The organism is Streptomyces spongiae, assembly GCF_009377185.1.
GTDB classification, from domain to species: domain Bacteria; phylum Actinomycetota; class Actinomycetes; order Streptomycetales; family Streptomycetaceae; genus Streptomyces; species Streptomyces spongiae.
The window spans coordinates 1-9,803 of sequence record NZ_VJZC01000372.1; the positions used below are offsets into that span (position 1 = coordinate 1).

Below are 9,803 nucleotides of genomic sequence, written 5' to 3' on the forward strand. Positions count from 1 at the left end.
CTCCCCCGCAGCACGCCCCTCACAGCAGCAGGTCGTCCACCTGCGCCTCCCCGTCGCGGTAACGGCGCGCGATCTCCGCCCCGCAGTCGTCCGCCGTCCGCTGCAGCTGCTGACGCCTCCGGGAGACCTGCTGCTCGTAGCGGACGAGACGGCCCAGTCCCGCACCGAGCTCCTCGTCCGTGCGGGCCTGAAGGTCGGACAGCTCGACCTCGGCGAGCATGTCGGCGGCGAGGGCCCGGTACTCCTCGCGGTACGGAGTGCCCACCGTCACATGCCGGGCCGAGGAACGGTGCCGGGCGGGCGCGTCCGTGAGGATCTCCGGGAGCCGGTCGACCAGACCGACGGCCGCCGCCGTACCACCCCGCCCCGCGAGCTCGGCCCGCAGGATGTCGATGCGCCCCTGGAGCAGCCGCCGTACGTAACTGAGGTCGGCCTCGTCCCGCTGGGCGTCCCGGCGCAGCGCCCGCAGTTCGGCCAGCCGGAGCAGTGCCACATCCCGGCTGGACTGGTCGGGAGCCACCGGTGTGCTGCTCGTGCGCTGCACGGGCGGACGGTGTGTGCCCCCGACGGCCCACTCCACCCACTCCACCGGCCACTGCCCCGTACTCGTGCTCGCGCTCGTACTCGAAGTGCTCATGTGTCTCAACCGTCCCCTCAGCCGGCGCGGTGCACCCCACGCACGCACCGCAACACAGGCATCGTGCCACCCCAAAGGGCCGCAATGTGACCGAGTGTCCCCGATCAGCCCCAGATGCGGGGTTAAGGATCAAAAGGATCATTAGGAATGATCACCGCGCGTCACCCGGTTGGCCGTGCCCTCGGGTCGAGCCTGCCGGGCTCGCGTCCAGCACTCTTCCCTGCGCCCGTCAATACCCCCGTACGAGTGACGCGTCATCGCACGGCATCATGGTCCCCATGCGTGCGGTGGTACAGAGGGTGGACGGCGCGAGCGTCGTCGTGGACGGGGAGACGGTCGGCGCGATCGAGGGCGAGGGGCTGTGCGTCCTCGTCGGGGTCACGCACGACGACACCAAGGAGAAGGCGGCCCAACTCGCCCGCAAGCTCTGGTCGGTCCGGATGCTGCAGGACGAGAAGTCGTGCAGCGACATCGACGCGCCACTGCTCGTCATCAGCCAGTTCACCCTGTACGGGGACGCCCGCAAGGGCCGCCGCCCCACCTGGAACGCGGCAGCCCCCGGCGATGTCGCCGAGCCCCTGGTCGACGAGGTCGTCGCCCAGCTGCGCGCGCTCGGCGCGACGGTGGCCACGGGCCGCTTCGGCGCGAAGATGCGGGTGGGCCTGACGAACGACGGCCCGTTCACTGTGCTGCTGGAGATGTGAACCCGCCGGGGGCGTGAGCCTCAGGGCTCGACCACGACCTCCTGCGCCGCCGCCGTCGTGTCGGCCATCAACGGCGCGTCCGCCGGCACGTTCCGCTTGACCAGGGCCAGCGCCACCGGGCCCAGCTCGTGGTGGCGTACGGAGGTGGTCACGAAGCCGATCTTCCGGCCGTCCGGACCGTCGTCCGCCAGGCGGATCTCCGTGCCGGCCGGCGGCAGGTGGACCTCGCTGCCGTCGAGGTGAAGGAAGACGAGCCGGCGCGGGGGCTTTCCCAGGTTCTGGACGCGGGCGACGGTCTCCTGGCCCCGGTAGCAGCCCTTCTGGAGGTGCACCGCGGAGCCGATCCAGCCCAGCTCGTGCGGGATCGTCCGGTGGTCGGTCTCGAAGCCGAGCCGCGGGCGGTGCGCCTCGACGCGCAGGGCCTCGTACGCGAGCAGCCCGGCGGCCGGGCCGGCCTTCTCGGCGTACGACTCCAGGTCCGTACGCGGCAGGAAGAGGTCACGGCCGTACGGCGTCTCGCGGACGACGGCGCTCTGAGGGGCCTCGGCGATCGAACCGGCCGGCAGGTGGACGACCGCTACGTCATCCGTCCGGTCGGCGACCTCGACCCGGTAGAAGAACTTCATCGACTCCAGGTACGCGATCAGCGCGTCCTGTGTGCCGGGCTCGACGTGCGCCCAGACCTTCTCGCCGTCGTCCACCAGGTACAGCGCGTGCTCGATGTGGCCGTGCGCGGAGAGGACGAGTGCCTCGGTGGCCTGGTGCGGCGGGAGGTCGCTGACGTGCTGGGTGAGCAACAGGTGCAGCCAGCTGAGCCGGTCCTCACCGGAGACGGTCAGGACTCCCCGGTGGGAGAGGTCCACGAACCCGGTGCCGTCGGCGAGGGCGCGCTGCTCGCGGAACAGGTCGCCGTAGTGGGCGGCGACGCCTTCGTCCACGCCCTCGGCGGGGACGGCGCCGGGCAGGGACAGCAGGGGACTCTTCATGTGTATAAGCCTACGACTTGGTAGTTGAACCCTTCAGGGAACACTCCTCGCACCGGCCGAAGATCGCGAAGTGCTTCATGTCCGTGTCGAAGCCGAAACTCTCGCGCAGCTTGGCCCTGAACTCGGCAGCCACCTCGACATCGGCCTCGATGACGTTCGTGCAGTCGCGGCACACGAGGTGGATGTGATGGTGCCGGTCGGCCAGGTGGTACGTCGGGGCCCCGTGCCCGAGATGGGCGTGCGAGACCAGCCCGAGCTCCTCCAGGAGCTCCAGGGTCCGGTAGACGGTCGAAATGTTGACCCCCGACGCCGTCTTCCTCACTTCCACGAGGATGTCGTCGGGGGTCGCGTGCTCCAGGGTGTCCACAGCTTCGAGGACAAGCTGGCGCTGCGGCGTCAGCCGGTAGCCGCGCTGCCTGAGGTCGCTCTTCCAGTCGGTGCTCACCACGTACCCAGTGTAGAAGCGCCGACGCCTGTCACGGACTGGTCTTCATACGGCCCGACATCAGCAGCTCCGAAAGCGTGTCGCGCAGGGCGCCGGTCGCCCGGACGATGTCCTCGTGGGCACGGATCTTTGCGTCGACCGCGGCCAGGGCGGCCCCGATCTCACGTTGCTGATCCAGCGGCGGAAGCGCGACGGGGAGCTCCGACAGGGTGCGTACGGTGATCGACCGCATGCCGGTCGTCCCGGCGGCCCGGCTCTCCAGCCAGTCGGCCGTCGCCCGGCGGGCGAGGTAGGCGACGAGGTACGGCGCCTGTGCCGCATCGCGGGGTCGTACCCGCAGCAGGTGGGTGTTGTGGAGCCACTCGTGCTCGTGCGGGGTGACGAGCGCCGCCCGGCCCACGGCTCCGGTTCGGGTCACCAGGATGTCGCCGGCGGTGATCCGGTGCCGGAGCCAGCCGCGCGCCTGCTCCGGGGCCACGCGGATCAGCCCGGCGTGAGCCGAGATCCTCTGGTGACGCAGATCGGCCGGACGGACCAACGGGACACCGTCCTCCGCCCGGTCGCCTCTTGGCAGTGCCGGGCCACCCCCCTGGATGTCGCAGAGATCGCCGAGAGCGGCGAATCGCCACCCCTGAGGGAGATCGCCGCGGCCGTCCACGTTCACAGGCCGTACCTCCTGAGCAGTTCGTCGACGGTGGTGTCCGCCTCGCGGGCCCGTGCATGCGCCTCGGCCAGATCGCCGGCCAGCGCGTGCAGTTTCCGGGGGTCGAGGGGCGCCGGATCGTAGGGGACTCCGCTGGAGAGGTGGACGGCCGGGCTGAGCGTGTGGTCCCGTTCCCGAATCTCCGCGAGGGGAACGGATCTGCTCACTCCGGGGACCCCCGCGTACGGGCGCCCCGCCGCCCGGGCCGCGAACCAGGACTCGTACTGCCGGAAGATGCTGTCCGTGTCGTCGGGGCCGAGTGCCCTCTGTCCGGGAGAGGTCATCGAGCCGAATCGCCTGGCATCGACGAACAGGACCTCTTCACAGCGGCCCCGCGGATGCCGCAGCACCCAGATCGTGACGGAGATGCTCGTCGTGGTGAAGAGGTGGGACGGCAGGGCGATCAGTGCCTCCACCGCGCCGTCCTCCACCATGGCGGCCCGGATCCGCCGTTCCGAGGGGTTGGAGGAGAAGGCGGCGATGTCGGGCATCAGAACGGCGGCCCGGCCCTCGGGGGCCAGTGAGGCCACGACGTACTGGAGCCAGTCGAAGTTGGCGTTGTGCCGGGGCGGTGGGCCGTACAGCCAGTGCCTGTGCTCGGCAGGCTGCTCCGGGAGCCGCGCGTTGAACGGTGGATTCGCGATGATGCGGTCGAACGCGCGATGCCCGGGGCCGGACCCCGCGGACGGCGCGACACGCCCGGACCTCAGATCGGCGTGGGACCGGCCACGAAGGGCGAGGTTCATTCCGGCCAGGGCAAGCGGGTGCTCGCCCACCCCTGCCCCGCTGGCCACGAGGAGACCGTCCTCGCCCCTGGCCTCCGCGACGGCGTCGAGCGCGGCGGACAGCAACTCGCCCGCTCGTACGAAGGGATCGTGCACGCTCCTGACGTCCTGGGCGTCGCCGGTCACGAACTTCGACAGGAGGCCGGCGGCGGCGCGCGGTGTGAAGAAGTCGCCCGCCGTCCTGCCCGCGAGTTCGCCGTACCGGGCCAGGAGCCAGTCGAAGGCCTGCGCGTGTTCCGCCTGTTCCACCGGTCCGCATGCGTCCAGCCGCCGGACGCTGTCGGCCACGCGGGTGGCGTCGCGCATCCTCGCGAAGGCGGGGAACAACTCGTCGTGGCGTACACCGAGCCCCTGTTCGACGGCTCGCCCCAGGATGCGCAAAAACGACTCGCCGGAGTGGGGAGAGTGATACCTCTCGGCTTCGGCTTCGGCCGTCAGCGACCGCCATTCGTCGGGCCTGCATGCCCTCACATAGACGAGCGAGAGCAGTACGGTGACGTACTCCGCGAGTGAGAGATCGCCACGGAACCGTTCCGCCTCGGGGCCGGCCAAGTGGTGCACCGCCTTCAACAGCGCCCCGGCCCGCACTCCTCCGAGTGCCGTGCGGAACCGGTCCCCGTACGTGGTGCCGACTGCCTCCTCGGACCGGCGGGCGTTCGCCGGAATGCTCCGCCGCTCCAGCCACGCCAGCACCTCGACGGCCCGGAACACCTCGACCCCGTCGCCTTTCCCCGCCCGGTCCGCGACCGGATCGGGAAAGTCCCCGTGGCGCCGCTCCCAGTTCGTCACGGCGGGCCGCCGCACCCCCGCGAGCCGGGCGATGTCGGCCCGCGAGACGAGGACGTCGTCGAAGTCACTCACTGCGCCCTCCCGGGATTCAGAAGCGGGGAGGCTCCAGGCCGGCGAGCACGAACCCCTTGTTGGCGCGAACGGCCGGGAAGCGGTCCATGGCCTGCGCCTCCTTGGCCAGCCGCGGGTCGAGATACCCCAGCACGCGGTAGATCTTGGCATGGTCGGCGTTGAGATCACGATGGTGGATCGGCTCGTGGTGCATGATCCGGTTCCGGAGCAGGACCAGCGACCACAGACCGTCGTACAGGGTGTCGCGTCGGCCGGAGTAGTGCGGGAACGCCTTGTGCAGGACGGGCACCCAGAAGAGGCGGTCGTAACCTGATCCCCCACTCACCAGGGAAGCCCAGAAACCGAACGACAGCTCGGCCACGATGTCGTCCGCCGTCGGAACGAGCCCCCGGCGTACGCACTTGCTCCTCGCCTTGGCCACGAGCCGCTGTCCGTTGGGGTTGAGCGGGGCCTTCGCCCACCAGTCGGCCCTGCCATACGCGAGGGAAAGCTGGTGGTGGAGGGCGTTACGCAGGGCCAGTTCCAGGCAGTGGAGCGAGCCGTACAGCGCGGCGGACGCCTCCACGTTCCACCAGTACAGCCGACCGGCCACGACCGTGTTGCCGTGCGCCGCGTGGACGTAACGCGCCATCCTGAGGCCGGAGAAGGCGCGCAACATCCACTCGGACAGCTTCTCGGTCATGGTGATCCCCCTCTTTCGCGCATGGCGTCGCCCAGCTCGGTCCAGTACGAGAAGAGACCACCGTGATACGGTGGTCAGCGAAAGTTCTGGGCCCGCCTCTGCACAGCACGCCACCCGGAGCACGGCATTTCTTTTGAACCCCCGGTAGCGCTCAGCGTTGCCGGGGGTTCTTGCGTTACGGCGTGTCCACCGTAGCCACAAGACCATCAGCGATGCAAGCGCAGTGCACTGCTGAACGAATCTGTTAACCCCAGCCTCGAACTGTTTCGAGCGCGCTCCGAAACAGCGCAGTGGCCCCAGCACACGGACACGGTGCTGGGGCCACTACGAATCGAAGAGGTCGCCTACCTGAAGTTCGCCTACTTGAAGAAGGCGATCCCGTCGTCCGGCATGTCGTCGGGCAGGGCCTTGGCCCAGCGCTCGACCTCCTCCGGGGTGACGACCTTCTTCAGGTGCGCCGACATGTACGGGCGCAGCTCGACCTCGGGGGTCTGCTTCTCGCCGACCCACATCAGGTCGCTCTTGACGTAGCCGTAGAGCCGCTTGCCGCCCGTGTACGGCCCCGAGGCCGCCGTGCGCGCGACCGCGTCCGTGACCAGGTCGATCTGCGGCTTCTTGTCGGCCAGCTCGCCGTACCAGACCTCGACGACACCGTCGTCGCGGACCATCGTCACCTCGACCTTGCGGTCGGCGTCGATCCGCCAGAAGCCGGACTCCGTCTCCAGCGGCCGTACCTTGTTCCCCTCCTGGTCCAGCACCCAGGTGTGGGAGTGGTACTCCAGGAAGTCCCGGCCGTCGTGGGTGAAGGTGACCTCCTGGCCGAAGTTGCACTTCTCGGAGCCGGGGAAGTCGTGCACGCCCGCTCCGGCCCAGTTACCGAGCAGGAAGGCGAGCGGGACGAGGTCCTTGTGCAGGTCGGACGGAATCTCGATCATGGGAAAAGTTCCTGGACGTCGGTCAGCGCTGGCCCTGGTACAGCTTCTTCACGGTCAGCCCGGCGAAGGCGAGGACGCCGACGCAGACAAGGGCCAGCAGGACTTCGAAGAAGATCTCCACGGGGTTGCTCCTCGATTGAGCGGGGGTTGAGCGTGTACGGGGCCGGGTCCCAGCTTACGCGGCAGGGATCGGGCCCTCTCCGTCAGGTAAGGCTCAGCACCTGAGCCGGCTGAGGACCTACCATGCGGGCATGCCGAAGAAGCTCGTGATCAAGGTGACGGCCGGGGCGGACGCGCCCGAGCGGTGCTCTCAGGCGTTCACCGTGGCGGCGGTGGCCGTGGCCAGCGGTGTCGACGTGTCCCTGTGGCTGACCGGTGAGTCCGCCTGGTTCGCGCTGCCGGGCCGTGCCGCCGAGTTCGAGCTCCCGCACGCCGCTCCGCTCCCCGACCTGATCGACTCGGTCCTCGCGGGCGGCAGCCTCACCCTGTGCACCCAGTGCGCGGCCCGCCGCGACATCACGGAGAAGGACGTCATCGAGGGCGTGCGCATCGCGGGCGCCCAGGTCTTCGTCCAGGAGGCGATGGCGGACGGGACGCAGGCGCTCGTCTACTGAGACGCCCGGCTCACTCCTCGGTCTCCACCCACAGGCAGAAGGGGTGCCCGGACGGGTCGAACAGCACCCGTACGTCGTCCTGGGGCTGGTAATCGGCGAGTACGGCGCCCTCGGCGACCGCCCGGGTCGTCTCGCCCTCCAGGTCGTCGACCTCGACGTCCAGATGCAGCATCATCTGCTGGTCGCCGGGGAGCCTGGTCGGCCAGACGGGACGTACGTACTCGGGCTCGGTCTCGAAGGCCAGCGAGACCCCGTCGCCGTCAGCGGGCCCGGTGAGCACCCAGCCGGGTTCCTCGCGGCGCACCTCGTATCCGAGCAACCGTACGTAGAAGTCGGCCAGTTCCTGTGCGTCGTGCGCGTCGAGCACAACGGTGGAGACCTTCGCGCGTGGCATGGGCACCTTCGTACTACCGGCGCTTCTTCCCGTCCAGCTCGTCCCACCACTCGTCGGACTGCGGGTCGCCGGAGGGGTCGTCCCACCAGCGGTCGTCGGGCCCGCGCCGGTTGGCGACCATCGCGGCCACCGGCGGGATCACCATCGCCACCACGCACATGCCCACGGCCACCGGAACCGACCACAGCCGTACGACGCCCCAGGCCAGGACGAAGAGCGCGAGACACGTCCCCATCATGGCGAAGTAGAGGTGACGCCGACGTGCCTGCATACCTCCAGGGTAGGCCCGCGAGGCATGGCCGGATACGGCACGGCGAAGGGCCGCGCCCACGGGTTGGACACCCGGGGGCGCGGCCCTTCGGCCGTTCGGTGCCGTCGTCTGACGGCTGACGTCTGACGACGTCAGACGGCGATCGCGACCTCCGCCAGGCCGCCCGTCTGGGCGACCACCGTGCGGTCGGCGGTGCCGCCGGGAACGAGGGCGCGCACGGTCCAGGTGCCCTCGGCCGCGTAGAACCGGAACTGTCCGGTGGCCGAGGTGGGCACCTCGGCGGTGAACTCGCCCGTCGAGTCCAGGAGACGGACGTAGCCGACCACCGGCTCGCCGTTGCGGGTCACCTGGCCCTGGATGGTGGTTTCACCGGGCTTGATCGTCGAGGCGTCCGGCCCGCCGGCCTTCGCTCCACACATGTGTTTCTCCAGAGGTTCTGACCAGAGGGTCGGTCGGGTGGTCGGGTTTGCTGTCCTGCGGTGGTGCTTGCCTGCGGGGGGCTTACTTGTTGGCGCCGAGCTCGATCGGCACGCCGACGAGGGAGCCGTACTCGGTCCAGGAGCCGTCGTAGTTCTTGACGTTCTCCACACCGAGCAGCTCGTGCAGCACGAACCAGGTGAGCGCGGAACGCTCACCGATCCGGCAGTACGCGATGGTGTCCTTGGCCAGGTCGACGCTCTCCTCGGCGTAGAGCTCCTTGAGCTCGTCGTCCGACTTGAAGGTGCCGTCGTCGTTGGCGTTCTTGGACCACGGGATGTTGCGGGCGCTCGGGACGTGACCCGGACGCTGCGACTGCTCCTGCGGCAGGTGCGCGGGAGCGAGCAGCTTGCCCGAGAACTCGTCGGGGGAGCGGACGTCGACCAGGTTCTGCGAACCGATCGCGGCGACCACGTCGTCACGGAAGGCTCGGATCGAGGTGTCCTGCGGCTTGGCCTTGTACTCGGTCTTCGCGCGCTCGGGCACCTCGGAACCGTCGACCAGCTCGCGGGCGTCGAGCTCCCACTTCTTGCGGCCGCCGTCGAGGAGCCTGACGTTCTCGTGGCCGTACAGCTTGAAGTACCAGTAGGCGTACGAGGCGAACCAGTTGTTGTTGCCGCCGTAGAGGATCACCTGGGTGTCGTTGGCGATGCCCTTCTCCGACAGGAGCTTCTCGAAGCCCTCCTGGTCGATGAAGTCACGGCGTACCGGGTCCTGGAGGTCCTGGGTCCAGTCGATCCGGATGGCGTTCTTGATGTGGTTCTTCTCGTACGCGGACGTGTCCTCGTCGACCTCGACGAGGGCGATCGTCGGGTCGTCCAGGTGCTCCTGGACCCAGTCGGCGTCGACCAGGACGTCGCTGCGGCTCATGCTCTTTCTCCTCCGGGGCAGTTGCGGCGGGGCTGTGCGTAGAGACTTCGGTGCGGGCACGCGGCGGGGCCATGGAGTCCATGGATCCGGTCGGCCTGCGCGGCGCACGGGTGGCCCTGAGTCAAATCGAAGGGCCGGGGAATCGGGAGGCGACACTCCCGGTCAGACAGCGCGACAGAGCATGGCGGCGACGCGGCACAGGTCTACTGCCCGCCGCTTCGTGAGGTCCGCCTGTCGCTGCTTCATGCGCTCGATCGTAGGGACGGACAGGCGGGCATGTCACCGGTGTGTCGCATATTGAGATGCGATCGTCCGGGATGTGGGAAAGGTGGCCCGTGCGGGCGGTCTGCGCCGGGGGTCCGCGCGGGGCCGGCGGCGGCCGCATCTGCTGTGCGGACGGCTGTGTCTCGCCTGCCGGACAGGTGGGTGGTGTGGGGGC

The 9,803-nt window shown here is 69.5% G+C and carries 14 protein-coding genes; 2 read left to right on the top strand and 12 right to left on the bottom strand.

Annotation, left to right across the window (positions count from 1 at the left end; genetic code table 11):
* Positions 1 to 19: 19 nt before the first annotated feature.
* Positions 20 to 637 (bottom strand): RsiG family protein, encoded by a 618-nt coding sequence (locus FNH08_RS34615; protein ID WP_228034532.1) that lies wholly within the window; start codon positions 635 to 637, stop codon positions 20 to 22.
* A gap of 278 nt (positions 638 to 915) precedes the next feature.
* Between FNH08_RS34615 and dtd the strand changes: the two genes are divergently transcribed.
* A complete protein-coding gene (gene dtd, locus FNH08_RS34620) occupies positions 916 to 1,341 on the top strand; it encodes a D-aminoacyl-tRNA deacylase (RefSeq protein ID WP_152775485.1) in 426 nt (141 codons plus the stop codon).
* 20 nt (positions 1,342 to 1,361) lie between these two features.
* On the opposite strand, the gene ygfZ is transcribed toward dtd, so the two are convergent.
* From ygfZ to FNH08_RS34650, 6 genes are all read right to left on the bottom strand, one after another.
* The gene (ygfZ, locus tag FNH08_RS34625; RefSeq protein ID WP_152775486.1) at positions 1,362 to 2,327 is read right to left on the bottom strand and encodes a CAF17-like 4Fe-4S cluster assembly/insertion protein YgfZ; all 966 of its coding nucleotides are present in this window, start codon (positions 2,325 to 2,327) and stop codon (positions 1,362 to 1,364) included.
* A gap of 10 nt (positions 2,328 to 2,337) precedes the next feature.
* Complete coding sequence (locus FNH08_RS34630; protein ID WP_322725980.1) at positions 2,338 to 2,775, bottom strand: Fur family transcriptional regulator; 438 nt, start codon at positions 2,773 to 2,775, stop codon at positions 2,338 to 2,340.
* 28 nt (positions 2,776 to 2,803) lie between these two features.
* Positions 2,804 to 3,436 (bottom strand): restriction endonuclease subunit S, encoded by a 633-nt coding sequence (locus FNH08_RS53260; RefSeq protein ID WP_322725981.1) that lies wholly within the window; start codon positions 3,434 to 3,436, stop codon positions 2,804 to 2,806.
* Entirely contained in the window at positions 3,433 to 5,121 is a 1,689-nt protein-coding gene (locus FNH08_RS53705) for an N-6 DNA methylase (RefSeq protein ID WP_322725982.1), read from the bottom strand. Before FNH08_RS53705 ends, FNH08_RS53260 begins: the two co-directional genes overlap by 4 nt.
* A 16-nt stretch (positions 5,122 to 5,137) precedes the next feature.
* On the bottom strand, positions 5,138 to 5,803 hold the full coding sequence (locus FNH08_RS34645) for a hypothetical protein (protein ID WP_152775487.1): 666 nt from the start codon (positions 5,801 to 5,803) through the stop codon (positions 5,138 to 5,140).
* A gap of 359 nt (positions 5,804 to 6,162) precedes the next feature.
* Positions 6,163 to 6,738: an FABP family protein gene (locus tag FNH08_RS34650; RefSeq protein ID WP_152775488.1), complete on the bottom strand. Its 576-nt coding sequence runs from the start codon at positions 6,736 to 6,738 to the stop codon at positions 6,163 to 6,165.
* 251 nt (positions 6,739 to 6,989) lie between these two features.
* Between FNH08_RS34650 and FNH08_RS34660 the strand changes: the two genes are divergently transcribed.
* Positions 6,990 to 7,352, top strand: a complete 363-nt coding sequence (locus FNH08_RS34660) for a DsrE family protein (protein ID WP_152775489.1) — start codon at positions 6,990 to 6,992, stop codon at positions 7,350 to 7,352.
* Positions 7,353 to 7,362: 10 nt separating this feature from the next.
* On the opposite strand, the gene FNH08_RS34665 is transcribed toward FNH08_RS34660, so the two are convergent.
* The 5 genes from FNH08_RS34665 to FNH08_RS54140 all read right to left on the bottom strand — a co-directional run bounded on the left by FNH08_RS34665 (position 7,363) and on the right by FNH08_RS54140 (position 9,610).
* Positions 7,363 to 7,746: a VOC family protein gene (locus FNH08_RS34665; RefSeq protein ID WP_152775490.1), complete on the bottom strand. Its 384-nt coding sequence runs from the start codon at positions 7,744 to 7,746 to the stop codon at positions 7,363 to 7,365.
* 13 nt (positions 7,747 to 7,759) lie between these two features.
* A complete protein-coding gene (locus tag FNH08_RS34670; RefSeq protein ID WP_152775491.1) occupies positions 7,760 to 8,017 on the bottom strand; it encodes a DUF3099 domain-containing protein in 258 nt (85 codons plus the stop codon).
* Between the two features lie 131 nt (positions 8,018 to 8,148).
* Positions 8,149 to 8,436, bottom strand: coding sequence for a DUF1416 domain-containing protein (locus tag FNH08_RS34675; protein WP_131563266.1), 288 nt, complete (start codon positions 8,434 to 8,436; stop codon positions 8,149 to 8,151).
* A gap of 82 nt (positions 8,437 to 8,518) precedes the next feature.
* The gene (locus FNH08_RS34680) at positions 8,519 to 9,364 is read right to left on the bottom strand and encodes a sulfurtransferase (protein ID WP_152775492.1); all 846 of its coding nucleotides are present in this window, start codon (positions 9,362 to 9,364) and stop codon (positions 8,519 to 8,521) included.
* A gap of 162 nt (positions 9,365 to 9,526) precedes the next feature.
* Complete coding sequence (locus FNH08_RS54140) at positions 9,527 to 9,610, bottom strand: putative leader peptide (protein WP_350807544.1); 84 nt, start codon at positions 9,608 to 9,610, stop codon at positions 9,527 to 9,529.
* Positions 9,611 to 9,803 lie beyond the last annotated feature (193 nt).

What these genes read in the sequence shown, in the direction of transcription:
- FNH08_RS34670 (WP_152775491.1), bottom strand. Translation starts at nt 8,017, where the DNA reads ATGCAGGCACGTCGGCGTCACCTCTACTTCGCCATGATGGGGACGTGT.
- FNH08_RS34660 (WP_152775489.1), top strand. Translation starts at nt 6,990, where the DNA reads ATGCCGAAGAAGCTCGTGATCAAGGTGACGGCCGGGGCGGACGCGCCC.
- FNH08_RS34675 (WP_131563266.1), bottom strand. Translation starts at nt 8,436, where the DNA reads ATGTGTGGAGCGAAGGCCGGCGGGCCGGACGCCTCGACGATCAAGCCC.
- dtd (WP_152775485.1), top strand. Translation starts at nt 916, where the DNA reads ATGCGTGCGGTGGTACAGAGGGTGGACGGCGCGAGCGTCGTCGTGGAC.
- ygfZ (WP_152775486.1), bottom strand. Translation starts at nt 2,327, where the DNA reads ATGAAGAGTCCCCTGCTGTCCCTGCCCGGCGCCGTCCCCGCCGAGGGC.
- FNH08_RS54140 (WP_350807544.1), bottom strand. Translation starts at nt 9,610, where the DNA reads ATGAAGCAGCGACAGGCGGACCTCACGAAGCGGCGGGCAGTAGACCTG.
- FNH08_RS34665 (WP_152775490.1), bottom strand. Translation starts at nt 7,746, where the DNA reads ATGCCACGCGCGAAGGTCTCCACCGTTGTGCTCGACGCGCACGACGCA.
- FNH08_RS34645 (WP_152775487.1), bottom strand. Translation starts at nt 5,803, where the DNA reads ATGACCGAGAAGCTGTCCGAGTGGATGTTGCGCGCCTTCTCCGGCCTC.
- FNH08_RS34680 (WP_152775492.1), bottom strand. Translation starts at nt 9,364, where the DNA reads ATGAGCCGCAGCGACGTCCTGGTCGACGCCGACTGGGTCCAGGAGCAC.
- FNH08_RS34650 (WP_152775488.1), bottom strand. Translation starts at nt 6,738, where the DNA reads ATGATCGAGATTCCGTCCGACCTGCACAAGGACCTCGTCCCGCTCGCC.
- FNH08_RS34615 (WP_228034532.1), bottom strand. Translation starts at nt 637, where the DNA reads ATGAGCACTTCGAGTACGAGCGCGAGCACGAGTACGGGGCAGTGGCCG.